Raw genomic sequence first — 14860 nt, forward strand, 5'->3', positions numbered from 1 at the left:
GCGCCCCTTGCGGGGCGCTGTCCTTAAGGTTTCTTTACCATTGCGTCCATGGAGCACGGATCGGCGCAGGTGCGGTGGGAGCGGTATTCGCAGCGGCCGTTGTTGGGACTCGCGGTGGCGTTCGCCGTCGCGTATGCCGTGCCGATCGTGGAAGACTCCGCCGGCCGCTCCCTGACGGCCCTGTGCACGCTGGTGGAGTGGGTGGTGTGGGGGGCGTTCGCGCTCGACTACCTGGTACGGCTGGCCCTCACCCCGCACCGGAAGGACTTCGTACGCCGGCACTGGCCGGATCTGTGCGCGGTGGTCCTGCCGCTGCTGCAACCGCTGCGGCTGCTGCGGCTGGTGTCCACGCTGCTGCTGGTGGGCCGGCGGGCGCGGATGGCGCCGCAGATCCGGCTGACCACGTACGTCGTCGGGGCCGTGATCGGTCTGCTGATGTTCGGGTCGCTGGCGGTGCTGTCCGTGGAGCGGGAGTCACCGCACGGGAACATCCGGACGCTGGGTGACGCGGTGTGGTGGTCGTTCACGACGATGACGACCGTGGGGTACGGCGATCACGCGCCGACCACCGGGCTCGGGCGGATGATCGCGGTCGGGCTGATGCTGTCCGGGATCGCGCTGCTCGGTGTGGTCACCGCGAACATCGCCGCCTGGTTCATCTCCCGCTTCGAGAAGGACGACGTGGAGGAGCGGCGCCAGACGGAGGCGATCGCCGCGCTGACCGAGGAGGTACGGCTGCTCCGGGCGGAGGTGGCCCGGCTGGCCGAGCACCCCGGCCAGGGGCGGGGAGCCGCGCGATCGGTGACCGCGCAGCCCCAGCCGCGGGCGCACCCTCCGCTCGGCGCGGAGGGGCTGCCGGCTACAGCGGACCGTGGCCCCAGGCCGCCGCGCCCGCCAGGGCGATGATGGCCAGCAGCGTGTCGATCGCGCCCAGGATCAGGGCCACCAGGGCAGGCACGTTGCGGTCGTTCGACCACGTGCGGCCCATCGCCTGCCAGCCGCAGAACATCGCCACCGGGCCCAGCACGATGCCCAGCGCGAAGAAGCCGGCCACCGCGCAGATCGTGCCGATGATTCCGAGCGTCGCACGGTCCGGCCCCGTCCGTTGCCACGTCCGGCCACGTGACCGGGGGTACCCGCGCGTTCCGTGCCCGAAGCCTGCCATCATCAACTCCCTGAGGTGTACGGACAGTTCGGCTTCGGACTGCGGGTACCCCGGTTCCGCCGGGACAGACCTGCGCGCGCCGCCCCCCTCCGGCAGCGCGCGCCCCGGCCCGTCCGTCCCCCCATGCCCTGCGGAGGACTTGACCCACTGTGACGTGTGGCGGCTGCCGAGGGCGAGGGATCTTTAGCGGGGTCACCCTGATAGGGGAACTCCGCTCAGATGTGGCCGACGCCCGCGCCCGCCTCCGCGTTCGCGCCCCGCTTGGTGAGCAGCGCGACGAAGATGGCGGCCACCGCCACCCCGGCCGCGACCAGGGACGCCAGGCTCATGCCGGAGAGGAAGGTGTCGTGGGCGACCGCCGTGATCTTCGCGGCGACCGGCTCCGGCATGCCCTTCGCCACCGGGGCCACGCCGACCTGGACCGCCTCGGAGGCCTTGTCCAGCTGGTCGGGGGTCAGCTTCGGCAGCCCCGCGCCGGCCCAGTTGCCCGGCAGTTCGCTGTCGACCTTGGAGGCCATCACGGCACCGAGCACCGCCGTACCGAGGCTGCTGCCGATCTGCATGGCCGCCTGCTGGAGGCCGCCCGCCACACCGGACAGCTCCAGGGGGGCGTTGCCGACGATGACCTCGGTGGCGCCGACCATGACCGGCGCGAGGCCGAGGCCGAGCAGGGCGAACCAGAGGGACATGACACCGCTGCCGGTGTCGCTCTCCAGCGTCGACATGCCGTACAGCGCGACCGCGGTCACGGCCATGCCGAAGGCCAGCGGGATGCGCGGGCCGAGCTGGGTGATCGCGGAGCCGGCGAGCGGCGAGCCGATGATCATCATGCCGGTGAGCGGCAGCAGGTGCGCGCCGGCCTTGACGGGGCTCATCCCGTGGACGTTCTGCAGGTAGAACGTCACGAAGAACAGGCCGCCCATGAAGGCGATGGCCATCAGGACCATCAGGACCACACCCGCCGACAGCGCCACCGAGCGGAACAGGCCCAGCGGGATCAGGGGTTCGGCGACCTTCGTCTCCCAGAAGGAGAAGAGGGCGAAGAGGACCGCGGACCCGGCGATGAACAGCCACGTCCTGCCGTCGCCCCAGCCCCAGGCCGGGGCCTTGATGAGCGCCCAGACCAGGCAGAACATCGCGCCGGACAGCAGGGCGATGCCGGGCAGGTCGAAGGAGCGCGGGGCGTTCTCGGCGCGGTGGTCGAGCAGGATCAGCGTGCCGAGGAGCAGCGCGAGGACACCGACCGGCACGTTGATGAAGAACACCGACTGCCAGTTGACGTGTTCGACGAGGACACCGCCGAGGATCGGGCCGCCCGCGGTGGACGCGCCGATCACCATGCCCCACACGCCGATGGCCATGTTCAGCTTCTCGGCCGGGAAGGTGGCCCGCAGCACGCCGAGCGCGGCCGGCATCAGCAGCGCGCCGAACAGGCCCTGGAAGACCCGGAAGACGATGACCGCCGTGATGCTGCCGGACAGCCCGATGGCGCCGGAGGCGGCGGCGAAGCCGGTCACGCCGATGAGGAAGGTCTGCCGGTGGCCGAAGCGGTCACCGAGCTTGCCCGCGGTGATCAGGGTGACCGCGAGAGCGAGGAAGTAGGCGTTGGAGACCCATTGCACGTCGGCGAAGGACGCGTTCAGGTCGTCGCGGATGGCCGGGTTGGCGATGGCCACGATGGTGCCGTCGAGGGCCACCATCATGACCCCGACGGCGACGGTGATGAGGGTGAGCCACGGATGGCCGCGCAGGCCGGCGGCCGGCTGCGGCCCCGACGGGGGTGCGTCGACGGTGGTCTGACTAGTCATGAACTCAGGTTAGTGACAGCGGCTGACAGTTGACAAACCAATTCACTCGTCGGTTACTGACACGACATCGGCGCATAGTCTTCAGAGGCCGGGCCGGACGGACGTGTACAAGGGGAGAGAGGCCATGGAGACGCTGCGGGAGCGCAAGAAGCGGCATACGCGGGAATCGCTGCTGAGGGCCGCTCTCGAACTGTTCACCAGCCAGGGGTACGAGCAGACCACCGTCGACGAGATCGCCGAGGCCGTCGACGTCTCGCAGCGCACCTTCTTCCGATACTTCGCGGGCAAGGAGGACGTGGCCTTCGCGGTGCAGAAGATGACGGAGGCGTCCTTCGTGGCGGCCGTACGCGCGCGCCCGCCGCACGAGGCGCCGATGAAGGCGCTGCGGCAGGCGTTCCTGGAGGGCTGGGAGACGATCCGGGAGACCGTCGAGTCGGTCGTGCCGGTCGAGCTGTACCTGCGCATGTACCGCACGATCGAGTCCACGCCCGCGCTGCTCGCCGCGCATCTGCGCCGGTCGGCGGCGACGGAGGAGACCCTCGCGCGGGTGCTGGCCGAGCGGGAGGGCGTCGATGTCGACGCCGACCCGCGGCCCCGGCTGGCGGTGGCCGTCTTCGGCGGGGTGATCCGGGTCAGCGAGCGGCAGTGGAGCACCAGCGAGGACTTCGGCCTGGACTCCATCCGCACCCTCACCGCGTCGTACCTGGACCAGGTGGGTTCGGCGCTCACCGGGCACTGGCGCTCCGCCTGAGACCGCCGCCGGATCGCGGGGAGATCAACGGCGGCCCGCCGTCACGGTGTTCGGTAACCGACGAAACGTGATCCCTGTCACTCGGTTACCGCGAGACCCTCTCGTTCTCCTAGTGTGTCCTCCCAGTGACTTCCTTCGACACCTCCCCGCAATTGAACGTCTGGCGCGCACTGCTGGCGCTGGCCGTCGTGTTCGTGATGCTCGCGACCACCGGCTGGACCGCCCTGCGCAGTCACCGGGAGTCGACAGCGCTGCAGGCCTCGCTCGCCGAGTGGGAGCACGGCAGCATCCACGGCCTCCACCTGCCCGACCCCGAGGCCGCCCCGGCCCGCCTCGCCCGCTTCTTCGGTTCGCTCACCCCGCACGAGCGCGACCGCCTCGCCCACCGCTACCCGCTCGCGGTCGGCAACATGAACGGCGCTCCCGTCGCCCTGCGCTACCGGGCCAACCGCATCGCGCTGGGCCAGGCCCGCAAGGCCGAGCACAAGCGTGTGCACGACAGCCGGCTCAGCTCGGCGGGCCAGCAGGACGCGGCCCGCCGGATGGAGCGCTACGCGTCCCTGCAGGACCCGGAGCGGCACATCCTGGCCTTCGACCCCGAGGGCTCGGGCCGGGTCGCCGAGGTGTTCGGCGACCTCGACCGGGCCGAGCGGATCTCGGTCGTCGTCCCCGGCGTCGACACCGATCTGCTCACCTTCCAGCGGACGTACCGCAAGTACAGCGCCCCGGTCGGCATGGCCGAGGCCCTGTACGCGGCCGAGCGCGACGCCGGCCCCCCGACCCGCACGGCGGTGATCGCCTGGGCCGACTACACCTCCCCCGACGGGCTCGGGGTGGACGCGGCCACCGGGCTGCGCGCCAAGGAGGGTGCCGTACGGCTGAACGCGCTGCTGCGCGCGCTGCCCGGTCGGGCCCCGGTGTCGATGTTCTGCCACAGCTACGGCTCGGTGGTCTGCGGGGTCGCCGCACACGGCATGCCCCGCCGGGTCGCCGACATAGCCGTGGCCGCGAGCCCCGGCATGCGCGTCACCCAGGCCTCCCACCTGGGCACCTCGGCCCGGGTGTGGGCCATGCGGGACGCCAGCGACTGGGTGCAGGACGTCCCGTACCTGGAGCTGGGCGGCCTGGGCCACGGCGCCGACCCGGTGTCCTCGGCGTTCGGGGCGCGGGTGCTGTCGGCCCGGGACGCCCAGGGTCACAGCGGTTACTTCCAGCCCGGCACGGACAGCCTGCGCAACCTCGCCGACATCGGCGTGGGCGCGTACGACGCGGTGACGTGCGCGCGGGAGAACGATGCGTGCCGGTCCGGTCTGTCCGGCGCGATGACGGCCGGACGCGCGTAGAAACAGCAGGAAGTGCGGTCTGCGCGGGTGGCGACGGAGGAGCACGTGCCGCATACGATGAGCCGCATGGGTGACGTACTGGCGGGTTTTCATGCCGTCTGGGGGTTCGAGTCCGACTCCGTGCTCATCCGTTACGAACGGGGGATTCGAACACCGAAGCTGTTCCAGGCGCTCGGTGAGCGCCGGATTCCGCTGCGGGCGGTCCAGGGGGTGACGCTCGCCCCGGGCAAGCGCGGCACGGTCGTCCTGCGGCTGGAGCCGCGTCCCGGCGCCGATCCGCTGATGGAGGCCGCCGACGGCCAGCTCAAGGAGGGCGCCGACCCCTACCGGCTGGTGCTGCCGGCCGAGCGGGAGACCCTCGCCGAGTACTACGCGGACGAGCTGAAGGGGCTGCTGACCGAGTCCGGGCCCGCCGAGCGGCACCTGGTGGCGGCGCCCGAGGCGCCGCTGCACTTCAAGGCGTACGACGGGAAGGCGTCCTTCGACGGGACGGCCGTGCAGTTCCGCTGGTCCTGGACCGGGGCGTCCTCGGCGAAGTGGAAGGCCGGCGACCAGAGCTTCCCGGTGGCCGAGCTGAGCGGGGTGGAGTGGCGGTCGCCGGAGATCTTCGAAGGGCACCTGCGGCTGGTGCCCCGCGATCAGGGCTCGGCGCGGAGCGCGCAGCCGGACCAGGACCCGGCGTCGGTGGTCTTCGGCCTGGGGTACGGGCCGGTGCACGAGTCGCTGCCGTTCGCCGCCGCGGTCCTGGCGGCCGTGCGCACGCGCGGGCCGGTGCCGGTGGCACCGGCCGTGTCCCGGCGCGACCCCGCGGACATCGCCGAGCGGATCCGGCACCTCGGGGAGCTGCACCAGGCGGGCCTGGTCACCGACGAGGAGTTCGCGTCGAAGAAGGCCGAGCTGCTGGCCGAGCTGTAGCTGCCGCCCGCTACCGTTCGCGCGCGTAGAAGCTGATCTTCCGGTCCAGGACGCCGAGGGTGTCGTGGAGCTCCGCGATCCGGGACAGCACGTCCCTGCGGGTCGACTCCAGCAGCTGCCGGCGCTCCGCGAAGGTGTGGTCGCCCTCCCGGACCAGTTCCGCGTACCGGACCATGTCGGCGACCGGCATGCCGGTCAGCCGGAGCTTGGTCACGAAGTCCAGCCAGTCCAGGTCGCGGTTGCTGTAGCGGCGCTGGCCGGTGTGCGAGCGGTCGACGTGCGGCATCAGCCCGATGCGCTCGTACCAGCGCAGCGTGTGCGCGGTCAGGCCGGTGAACGCGACGACCTCGCTGATCGTGTAGCGGTCCTGGCCGTCGGGGCGGGGATGGCGCCGGGGTGGGGCGGAGCAGATGTTGGTGGGCGTGGCGTGCTCGGTGGCCGTCGGCGGGGTCTGCATCACCGTCATGGCCCCACGCTATGACCTTGGAGTGCACTCCAAGCAAGCCGCTCCGGCAAGAAATCGGCACGACCGGACCGGCACCGGCGGGTCCGGATCCCCCGTGCAGCCGCTGTCGTGAGCCGCATAGGCTCGGACGCATGTCGTTGCAGAGCCTGGCGCTGATCGAGAACTGGCCCGTCCCCACCGCCGCGGCGGGTGTCGTACGAGCCGACGGGACCGTCCTCGGGACGCACGGTCCCGTCGGGCACCGCTTCCCGCTGGCCTCCGTCACCAAGCCGCTGTCGGCCTACGCGGCGCTCGTCGCGTACGAGGAGGGGGCGGTCGAGCTGGACGAGCCGGCCGGCCCGCCCGGGTCGACGGTGCGGCACCTGCTCGCGCACACCTCCGGGCTGGCCTTCGACGAGCACCGGGTGACGGCCGCGCCCGGCGAGCGGCGACTGTACTCGAACGCCGGGTTCGAGCAGCTCGGGGACCACATCGCCAAGGCGACGGACATCCCGTTCGCGGAGTACCTGCGGCAGGCGGTGCTGGAGCCGCTGGGCATGGCGTCCACGTCGCTGGAGGGGTCGCCGGCGAAGGACGGGGTGTCGACGGTGCAGGACCTGCTGCGGTTCGCGGCCGAGGTGCAGGCGCCGAGGCTGCTGGACGCGCGGACGGTGGCGGCGGCGATGACGGTGCAGTACCCGGGGACGAAGGGGGTGCTGCCGGGGTACGGGCACCAGAACCCGAACGACTGGGGGCTGGGCTTCGAGATCCGCGACGGGAAGGCCCCGCACTGGACGGGGAGTTCGTCCTCGCCCCGCACGTTCGGGCATTTCGGGCAGTCCGGTACGTTCCTCTGGATCGACCCCGAGGCCGGGGTGGCGGCCGCCGCCCTGACGGACCGGGCGTTCGGGCCCTGGGCGGTCGAGGCGTGGCCGGTCCTCACGGACGCGGTGCTCGCGGAACTGCGCGGCTAGGGCGCCATCTCCCACAGCAGCAGCTCCGCCGGCGCCGTCGCCACCGCCTCCAGGGACCGCGCCCCGGTGATCCGCGCCGCGTCCCCGGGGCGCAGCTCCTCCCCGGCCAGCCGGACCTCGCCCCGCACGACGTGCACGTACACGTACGCCGCGTCGGGGACCGCCGTCCGCTCACCGGGCTCCAGGCGCCGTACGTGGAGCATCGCGCCGGCCGCCGGCACCGCGTACGGCGTGGCGTCGGCGATGCCCGGGACGAGGTCGTACGAGGGGTCGCCGCCGGACTCGCGTGGCGTCAGCCACATCTGCACGAAGGTCAGCGGCACGTCCCCGTCGTTGTGTTCCACGTGCCGTACGCCCGCCGCCGCGCTCAGGTGCTGGACGTCCCCGGGGCGGACCCGGGTCTCGTGGCCCGTGGAGTCGCGGTGGGTCAGCTCGCCCTCGACCACCCAGGTGACGATCTCGGTGTGGCTGTGCGGGTGTTCGCCGAAGCCGGCGCCGGGGGCGAGCCGCTCCTCGTTGCAGGCGATCACCGCGCCGAAGCGGAGATTGTCCGGTTCGTAGTGCGGGCCGAAGGAGAAGGCGTGCCGGGTCTCGATCCCGGCCTGCGGATCCCCTCCGCGGTAGCGCTCAGCGGCGCGCCGAACATCCATCACCCGGCCCACGGTAGACCTCACCCCTGACCCGGCGGCGCACGGGTCCGGCCCGATAAGGCAGTCTTGTCCCCGTGCCCGAACCCGAATCCCACCACGGTGACCCCGCAGCCCACGCCGTCCACCCGCACTCCGCGACCCTGAGGCGGCTGGAGAAGTCCTCGGGACGACTCGCCGCGCAGGCGATCGCGCGCATGGACGAGTCCCTGCCGTGGTACCGGGCCATGCCTCCGGAGAACCGTTCCTGGATCGGTCTCGTCGCCCAGGCGGGCATCGCCGCCTTCACCGAGTGGTTCCGGCGCCCGGACGCCCCCCAGGCGATCTCCACGGACGTCTTCGGGACCGCCCCGCGCGAGCTGACCCGGGCCATCACGCTGCGGCAGACCGTGGAGATGGTGCGGACCACGATCGAGGTCATGGAGAGCGCCATCGACGAGGTGGCCGCCCCCGGTGACGAGGGCGTGCTGCGCGAGGCGCTGCTGGTCTACGCCCGCGAGATCGCCTTCGCCACCGCCCAGGTGTACGCCCAGGCCGCCGAGGCACGCGGTGCCTGGGACGCGCGCCTGGAGTCGCTGGTGGTGAACGCCGTGCTGAGCGGCGAGGCGGACGAGGGCGCGGTCAGCCGGGCCGCCGCGCTGGGGTGGAACTCGCCCGAACACGTGTGCGTGGTGCTGGGGACCGCGCCCGACGGGGACAGCGAGCTGACGGTCGAGGCGATCCGGCGGGCCGCGCGCCACGCCAAGCTCCAGGTGCTCACGGGGGTGCTCGGGGACCGGCTGGTCGTCATCGCCGGCGGCAGCGCCAACCCGCTCGCCGTGGCGAAGTCGCTGATCGGGCCGTTCGCCGCCGGTCCCGTGGTCGCGGGCCCGGTGGTGGCCGACCTGCTCGCCGCCACCCGGTCCGCACAGGCCGCCGCCGCGGGACTGAAGGCCTGTTCGGCCTGGCAGGACGCGCCGCGGCCGGTGCTCGCGGACGATCTGCTGCCGGAGCGGGCGATCGCGGGTGATCCGAGCGCCCGCGAGCAGCTGGTGGAGGAGATCTACAGACCGCTGGAGGAGGCCGGCTCCGCTCTCCTGGAAACCCTGAGTGTCTACCTGGAGCAGGCGAGCAGTCTGGAAGGCGCGGCGAGGATGCTCTTCGTTCACCCGAACACCGTGCGCTACCGGCTCCGACGTGTGACTGATGTCACCGGATGGTCGCCCTCGGATGTACGATCCGCGTTCACACTACGGATCGCGCTCATCCTGGGGCGTCTGGCCGATGGTGAACCCCAGACATAGGGTTTTGTCGGAGGCCCACAAAAGCCCTTCGTGTTCTTCGTCCTTGTCCTCACGGGCGGCCTTGCCCGTCCCCAAGAGAGAGTGTGAGAGTGCTCGTACTCGTCGCTCCCGGCCAGGGCGCTCAGACGCCCGGCTTCCTGACCCCCTGGCTCGAACTGCCCGGTGCCGCTGACCGCGTCGCCGCCTGGTCGGACGCCATCGGACTGGACCTCGTCCACTACGGCACCCAGGCCGATGCCGACGCCATCCGGGACACCGCGGTGGCCCAGCCGCTGCTCGTGGCCGCCGGCATCCTGTCCGCCGCGGCACTCGGTGACATCTCCGCCATCGCTCCCGGCGGGGTCGCGGGTCACAGCGTGGGTGAGATCACCGCCGCCGCCTTCGCGGGTGTCCTGGACGACACGGCCGCCCTCGGTCTCGTCCGCACCCGGGGCCTGGCGATGGCCGACGCCGCCGCGGTCACCGAGACCGGCATGGCGGCGCTGCTCGGCGGCGACCCCGAGGTGACCCTCCCGCACCTGGAGAAGCTGGGCCTGACCCCGGCGAACATCAACGGCGCGGGCCAGATCGTCGCCGCCGGCACGCTGGAGCAGCTGGCCGCGCTGGCCGAGGACAAGCCCGAGGGCGTCCGCAAGGTCGTCGCGCTGAAGGTCGCCGGCGCCTTCCACACGAGCCACATGGCGCCCGCGGTGGACACCCTGGCCGAGGCCGCGGCGAAGCTGTCACCGGCCGACCCGAAGGTGCCGTACGTCTCCAACAGGGACGGCCGGACCGTCGAGTCCGGCGCCGAGGTGCTGGAGCGGCTGGTCGGCCAGGTCGCCAACCCGGTGCGCTGGGACCTGTGCATGGAGACGTTCAAGGAGCTGGGCGTCACGGCGCTCGTCGAGGTGTGCCCGGGCGGCACGCTGACCGGCCTGGCCAAGCGCGCGCTGCCCGGCGTGAAGACGCTGGCGTTGAAGACCCCCGACGACCTCGACGCGGCCCGCGCTCTCCTCGCAGAGCACACCGGCGCCTAAGGAGCCGTACATGGCGAAGATCAAGCCCAGCAAGGGCGCCCCGTATGCGCGCATCCTCGGCGTCGGCGGCTACCGGCCGACCCGGGTGGTGCCCAACGAGGTGATCCTCGAGAAGATCGACTCCTCCGACGAGTGGATCCGCTCGCGTTCCGGCATCGAGACCCGGCACTGGGCCGGTCCCGAGGAGACCGTGGCCGCGATGGCGATCGAGGCGTCCGGGAAGGCGATCGCGGACGCCGGCATCGACGCCGAGCAGATCGGCGCGGTGGTCGTCTCGACCGTCTCGCACTTCACCCAGACCCCGGCCGTCGCCACCGAGATCGCCGACAAGCTGGGCACGGACAAGGCAGCCGCCTTCGACATCTCGGCCGGCTGCGCGGGCTTCGGCTACGGCCTGACGCTCGCCAAGGGCATGGTGGTGGAAGGTTCCGCCGACCACGTGCTGGTGATCGGCGTGGAGCGGCTGAGCGACCTGACCGACCTGGAGGACCGGGCGACCGCGTTCCTGTTCGGTGACGGCGCCGGCGCGGTCGTGGTCGGCCCCTCGAACGAGCCGGCGATCGGCCCGACGGTGTGGGGCTCCGAGGGCGACAAGTCCGAGACCATCAAGCAGACCGTCACCTGGGACCGGTTCGCCCTCGGCGACGTCTCCCAGCTGCCTCTGGACAGCCAGGGCAACATCAAGTTCCCTGCGATCACGCAGGAGGGCCAGGCGGTGTTCCGCTGGGCCGTGTTCGAGATGGCGAAGGTCGCCCAGCAGGCGCTGGACGCGGCCGGAATCACCGCGGACGACCTGGACGTCTTCATCCCGCACCAGGCCAATGTGCGGATCATCGACTCGATGGTGAAGACACTGAAGCTGCCGGAGCACGTCACGGTCGCCCGTGACATCCGCACCACCGGCAACACCTCGGCCGCCTCGATCCCGCTCGCGATGGAGCGGCTCCTGGCGACCGGGGAGGCGAAGAGCGGCGACACCGCGCTCGTCATCGGATTCGGGGCGGGTCTCGTCTACGCCGCCACGGTCGTTACCCTCCCCTAGGCACTCCGTGCCGGATCAAGCGGTCCGGCAGGGGGACAACTGCCACAAACCGTCTGGAATATCTAAGAAGGAGCGCCTGACATGGCCGCCACTCAGGAAGAGATCGTCGCCGGTCTCGCCGAAATCGTGAACGAGATCGCCGGCATCCCGGTTGAGGACGTCCAGCTGGACAAGTCCTTCACCGACGACCTGGACGTCGACTCGCTGTCCATGGTCGAGGTCGTCGTCGCCGCCGAGGAGCGCTTCGACGTGAAGATCCCGGACGAGGACGTCAAGAACCTCAAGACCGTCGGCGACGCGACCGACTACATCCTCAAGCACCAGGCCTGAGCCACCCCCTAGGCCGCAGGCTGCAAGGCCCCGCCACCCGGCGGTGGCGCCGTAATCCCCGCTGACGCGGGGGTAGTCCTCCCGTATCCGTTGGAGAAAGAATTCCCGTGAGCCCGACCAATCACACCGTGGTCGTCACCGGTATCGGCGCAACCACACCGCTGGGTGGCGACGCAGCCTCGACCTGGGAGGCCCTGCTCGCCGGCACGTCCGGCGTCGGCCCCCTGGAGCAGGAGTGGGCGGCTCAGCTGCCGGTCCGTATCGCCGCGCAGATCGCCGTCGAGCCGGGCGAGATCATCCCCCGCCCGCAGGCCCGCAAGCTGGACCGGTCCGCGCAGTTCGCGCTGATCGCCGCTCAGGAGGCCTGGAAGGACGCCGGTTTCACCGCCAAGGCCGGTGAGGACTCGTCCGTCAACCCCGATCGTCTCGGTGCGGTCATCGCCTCCGGCATCGGCGGCGTGACGACCCTGCTGGACCAGTACGACGTTCTGCGGGAGAAGGGCGTACGCCGCGTCTCCCCGCACACCGTGCCGATGCTGATGCCCAACTCCCCGGCGGCCAACGTCGGGATCGAGCTGGGTGCGCGCGCCGGTGTGCACACCCCGGTCTCGGCCTGCGCCTCCGGCGCGGAGGCCATCGGGTACGCGATCGAGATGATCCGCACCGGGCGTGCGGACGTGGTCGTGGCCGGTGGCACCGAGGCCGCCATCCACCCGCTGCCGATCGCCGCGTTCGGCAACATGATGGCGATGTCCAAGAACAACGACGACCCGCAGGGCGCCTCGCGTCCCTACGACGCCGGCCGGGACGGTTTCGTGCTCGGCGAGGGCGCCGGTGTGATCGTCCTGGAGTCCGAGGAGCACGCGAAGGCCCGCGGCGCCCGGATCTACGTGGAGGCGGTCGGCCAGGGCATCTCCGCCGACGCCCACCACATCACGCAGCCCGAACCGTCCGGCAACGGCATCGCGCACGCCTTGCAGAACCTGCTGGACAACACCGACCTGAAGCCGGCCGAGGTCGTGCACGTGAACGCGCACGCCACCTCCACGCCGCAGGGTGACGTCGCCGAGATCAAGGCGCTGCGCAAGGTGTTCGGCGACGACGTCGACCACATGGCGATCTCCGCGACCAAGTCGATGACCGGTCACCTGCTGGGCGGTGCCGGCGGTATCGAGACCGTCGCGTCGATCCTGGCGCTGGTGAACCGTACGGCGCCCCCGACGATCAACGTGGAGAACCTCGACCCCGAGGTCAACGCGGACGTCGTCGTCGGTGCGGCGCGGGCTCTGCCCGAGGGCCGTATCGCCGCGCTGAACGACTCGTTCGGCTTCGGCGGCCACAACGTGGTCCTGGCGTTCCGGACGATCTGAGTTCCACCACGGCGAATGGCCCGGTCCCCCTGGTGGGGACCGGGCCATTCGCCGTGACCGGTGCCGGTTCGCCGCCGGGTGCGGCTCCGTCGTGGCTGCTGGCGCAGTTCCCCGCGCCCCTCCAGGCCGGCTACACCACCTGGTGCAGCCAACGCACCGGTGCGCCCTCGCCCGCATAGCGGAACGGTTCCAGCTCGTCGTCCCAGGGCTTGCCCAGGAGCTTGGCGATCTCCGCCTCCAGGTCGGTCTCGCCCCGCTGAGAGCGGGTCAGCGCGGCGCGCAGGCGGTCCTCGGGGATCAGGATGTCCCCGTGGATACCGGTGACGGCATGGAAGATGCCCAGGTCGGGGGTGCAGCTGTAGCGCTCGCCCTCGGCGGTGGGGCAGGGCTCGGCGGTCACCTCGAAGCGCAGCAGGTGCCAGCCGCGCAGCGCGGAGGCGAGTTTGGAGGCGGTGCCGGCCTCGCCCTGCCAGGAGAACTCCGAGCGCCAGGTGCCGGGGGCCGCGGGCTGCCGGATCCAGTCGAGGTTGACGCGCGTGCCGAGCACCCCCGCGACGGCCCACTCGACGTGCGGGCACAGCGCGCGCGGCGCGGAGTGCACGTACAGAACTCCACGTGTCGTCACCGGAACCTCCGGGCAGAGCGGGACATCTTGCGGACTGGCTGGGCGGCTGTGGCGCGACGGCCGCGTTGATGGCGAGGCTACCCTGCGGCGGCGCAAGGAGTGTGACGTACCGTCGGTCCCGGTCCCAGGAAACCGCCGCCATTCACCCAGGGGGACGCTTGTACGGGGGTGCGCCGTTCCCGGAGACGGGACCGGGAACCCCCGCGCGTTGTCATGGAGGGAAGAGCCGTCCGTCGAGCGAGGGGAACAGCAGGGATGCGGAAGCGAACCCACCGTGTGCGGGCCGGCCTCGCCGTCGTGGCGGCCGTGGTGCTGGGCGCCGCCGGCTGTGCCGGCGGGGACGGGCACGTACCGGCCCCGAAAGGCTCCGCGGCGCGCGCGGTCCGGCCCCCGGTGTGGGACCGCAGTCCCGACTCCGTCGCCGCGGTGGGCGACTCCATCACGCGCGGCTTCGACGCGTGCACGGTGTTGTCGGACTGCCCGGAGGTGTCGTGGGCGACGGGCGGTGACGCGCGGGTGGACAGCCTGGCGGTGCGGCTGCTGGGTGCGGCCCGGGCGGCGCAGCACAGCTGGAACTACGCGGTGACCGGCGCCCGCATGGCCGATCTGCCGGAGCAGATGGAGCAGGCCGCCGCGCACGGCCCGGAGCTGGTGACGGTGATGGTGGGCGCGAACGACGCCTGCCGGTCCTCGGCGTCGGCGATGACCCCGGTGGCCGACTTCCGGGCGAACTTCGAGGAGGCGATGGGGACCCTGCGCTCGTCGCTGCCGAAGACGCAGGTGTACGTGGCGAGCGTACCGAACCTGAAGCGGCTCTGGTCCGAGGGGCGGACGAACATGCTGGGCAAGCAGGTGTGGAAGCTGGGCATCTGCCCCTCGATGCTGGCCGACGCGGACGATCTGACCAGTGCGGCGATGGTGCGCCGGGACGGGGTGCAGCAGCGGGTGGTGGAGTACAACAAGGTGTTGAAGGAGGTCTGCGCGAAGGACCGCCGCTGCCGCTTCGACGACAACGCGGTGTACGACTACCGCTTCGGCACGGACCAGCTCAGCCAGTGGGACTGGTTCCACCCCAGCACGGACGGCCAGGCGCGGCTCGCGGAGATCGCGTACCGCAGGATCACGGCGAGGCGGCCGTGACCTAGG

The 14860-nt window shown here is 71.7% G+C and carries 16 protein-coding genes; 11 read left to right on the forward strand and 5 right to left on the reverse strand.

Annotated features, from left to right (window positions below):
* Positions 1-48 precede the first annotated feature (48 nt).
* A complete protein-coding gene (locus IG05_RS0110300; protein ID WP_199808285.1) occupies positions 49-906 on the forward strand; it encodes a potassium channel family protein in 858 nt (285 codons plus the stop codon).
* Here IG05_RS0110300 and IG05_RS0110305 read toward each other — a convergent pair.
* The gene (locus IG05_RS0110305) at positions 860-1165 is read right to left on the reverse strand and encodes a hypothetical protein (protein WP_030341265.1); all 306 of its coding nucleotides are present in this window, start codon (positions 1163-1165) and stop codon (positions 860-862) included. The genes IG05_RS0110300 and IG05_RS0110305 overlap by 47 nt on opposite strands.
* A gap of 215 nt (positions 1166-1380) precedes the next feature.
* Positions 1381-2973 (reverse strand): MFS transporter, encoded by a 1593-nt coding sequence (locus IG05_RS0110310; protein WP_030341267.1) that lies wholly within the window; start codon positions 2971-2973, stop codon positions 1381-1383.
* 124 nt (positions 2974-3097) lie between these two features.
* On the opposite strand from IG05_RS0110310, the gene IG05_RS0110315 reads away from it, so the two are divergent.
* The 3 genes from IG05_RS0110315 (at position 3098) to IG05_RS0110325 (ending at position 5982) form a co-directional block, all read left to right on the forward strand.
* On the forward strand, positions 3098-3724 hold the full coding sequence (locus IG05_RS0110315; RefSeq protein WP_030341269.1) for a TetR family transcriptional regulator: 627 nt from the start codon (positions 3098-3100) through the stop codon (positions 3722-3724).
* A 125-nt stretch (positions 3725-3849) separates the two neighbouring features.
* Complete coding sequence (locus IG05_RS0110320; RefSeq protein WP_030341270.1) at positions 3850-5067, forward strand: alpha/beta hydrolase; 1218 nt, start codon at positions 3850-3852, stop codon at positions 5065-5067.
* A 66-nt stretch (positions 5068-5133) separates the two neighbouring features.
* A complete protein-coding gene (locus IG05_RS0110325) occupies positions 5134-5982 on the forward strand; it encodes a DUF4429 domain-containing protein (protein WP_030341272.1) in 849 nt (282 codons plus the stop codon).
* Between the two features lie 10 nt (positions 5983-5992).
* On the opposite strand, the gene IG05_RS0110330 is transcribed toward IG05_RS0110325, so the two are convergent.
* The gene (locus IG05_RS0110330) at positions 5993-6448 is read right to left on the reverse strand and encodes a MerR family transcriptional regulator (RefSeq protein WP_030341274.1); all 456 of its coding nucleotides are present in this window, start codon (positions 6446-6448) and stop codon (positions 5993-5995) included.
* 131 nt (positions 6449-6579) lie between these two features.
* Between IG05_RS0110330 and IG05_RS0110335 the strand changes: the two genes are divergently transcribed.
* Entirely contained in the window at positions 6580-7401 is an 822-nt protein-coding gene (locus IG05_RS0110335) for a serine hydrolase domain-containing protein (protein ID WP_030341275.1), read from the forward strand.
* Here IG05_RS0110335 and IG05_RS0110340 read toward each other — a convergent pair.
* Positions 7398-8051, reverse strand: coding sequence for a pirin family protein (locus IG05_RS0110340; protein WP_030341277.1), 654 nt, complete (start codon positions 8049-8051; stop codon positions 7398-7400). The two genes, IG05_RS0110335 and IG05_RS0110340, sit on opposite strands and share 4 nt — an antisense overlap.
* A gap of 74 nt (positions 8052-8125) precedes the next feature.
* On the opposite strand from IG05_RS0110340, the gene IG05_RS0110345 reads away from it, so the two are divergent.
* The 5 genes from IG05_RS0110345 (at position 8126) to fabF (ending at position 13089) form a co-directional block, all read left to right on the forward strand.
* Entirely contained in the window at positions 8126-9331 is a 1206-nt protein-coding gene (locus IG05_RS0110345) for a PucR family transcriptional regulator (protein ID WP_030341278.1), read from the forward strand.
* Between the two features lie 89 nt (positions 9332-9420).
* Complete coding sequence (locus tag IG05_RS0110350; RefSeq protein WP_030341280.1) at positions 9421-10347, forward strand: ACP S-malonyltransferase; 927 nt, start codon at positions 9421-9423, stop codon at positions 10345-10347.
* A 10-nt stretch (positions 10348-10357) separates the two neighbouring features.
* Positions 10358-11389 (forward strand): ketoacyl-ACP synthase III, encoded by a 1032-nt coding sequence (locus IG05_RS0110355; protein ID WP_030341281.1) that lies wholly within the window; start codon positions 10358-10360, stop codon positions 11387-11389.
* A gap of 81 nt (positions 11390-11470) precedes the next feature.
* Positions 11471-11719 carry an acyl carrier protein gene (locus tag IG05_RS0110360; RefSeq protein ID WP_030341284.1) on the forward strand — a complete coding sequence of 83 codons (249 nt, stop codon included), beginning with the start codon at positions 11471-11473 and terminating at the stop codon, positions 11717-11719.
* Positions 11720-11826: 107 nt separating this feature from the next.
* Positions 11827-13089 carry a beta-ketoacyl-ACP synthase II gene (gene fabF, locus IG05_RS0110365; RefSeq protein WP_030341285.1) on the forward strand — a complete coding sequence of 421 codons (1263 nt, stop codon included), beginning with the start codon at positions 11827-11829 and terminating at the stop codon, positions 13087-13089.
* A gap of 130 nt (positions 13090-13219) precedes the next feature.
* On the opposite strand, the gene IG05_RS0110370 is transcribed toward fabF, so the two are convergent.
* On the reverse strand, positions 13220-13714 hold the full coding sequence (locus tag IG05_RS0110370) for a DUF3145 domain-containing protein (RefSeq protein WP_030341287.1): 495 nt from the start codon (positions 13712-13714) through the stop codon (positions 13220-13222).
* A 255-nt stretch (positions 13715-13969) separates the two neighbouring features.
* On the opposite strand from IG05_RS0110370, the gene IG05_RS0110375 reads away from it, so the two are divergent.
* A complete protein-coding gene (locus IG05_RS0110375; RefSeq protein WP_030341288.1) occupies positions 13970-14854 on the forward strand; it encodes an SGNH/GDSL hydrolase family protein in 885 nt (294 codons plus the stop codon).
* Positions 14855-14860: the final 6 nt, after the last annotated feature.

Source organism: Streptomyces sp. NRRL S-1022, from assembly GCF_000720135.1.
GTDB lineage: Bacteria > Actinomycetota > Actinomycetes > Streptomycetales > Streptomycetaceae > Streptomyces.

Excerpts from the sequence above, each read along its gene's own strand:
- IG05_RS0110300 (WP_199808285.1), top strand. The coding sequence starts at position 49 with ATGGAGCACGGATCGGCGCAGGTGCGGTGGGAGCGGTATTCGCAGCGG.
- IG05_RS0110305 (WP_030341265.1), bottom strand. The coding sequence starts at position 1,165 with ATGGCAGGCTTCGGGCACGGAACGCGCGGGTACCCCCGGTCACGTGGC.
- IG05_RS0110310 (WP_030341267.1), bottom strand. The coding sequence starts at position 2,973 with ATGACTAGTCAGACCACCGTCGACGCACCCCCGTCGGGGCCGCAGCCG.
- IG05_RS0110315 (WP_030341269.1), top strand. The coding sequence starts at position 3,098 with ATGGAGACGCTGCGGGAGCGCAAGAAGCGGCATACGCGGGAATCGCTG.
- IG05_RS0110325 (WP_030341272.1), top strand. The coding sequence starts at position 5,134 with ATGGGTGACGTACTGGCGGGTTTTCATGCCGTCTGGGGGTTCGAGTCC.
- IG05_RS0110330 (WP_030341274.1), bottom strand. The coding sequence starts at position 6,448 with ATGACGGTGATGCAGACCCCGCCGACGGCCACCGAGCACGCCACGCCC.
- IG05_RS0110335 (WP_030341275.1), top strand. The coding sequence starts at position 6,580 with ATGTCGTTGCAGAGCCTGGCGCTGATCGAGAACTGGCCCGTCCCCACC.
- IG05_RS0110340 (WP_030341277.1), bottom strand. The coding sequence starts at position 8,051 with ATGGATGTTCGGCGCGCCGCTGAGCGCTACCGCGGAGGGGATCCGCAG.
- IG05_RS0110355 (WP_030341281.1), top strand. The coding sequence starts at position 10,358 with ATGGCGAAGATCAAGCCCAGCAAGGGCGCCCCGTATGCGCGCATCCTC.
- IG05_RS0110360 (WP_030341284.1), top strand. The coding sequence starts at position 11,471 with ATGGCCGCCACTCAGGAAGAGATCGTCGCCGGTCTCGCCGAAATCGTG.
- IG05_RS0110375 (WP_030341288.1), top strand. The coding sequence starts at position 13,970 with ATGCGGAAGCGAACCCACCGTGTGCGGGCCGGCCTCGCCGTCGTGGCG.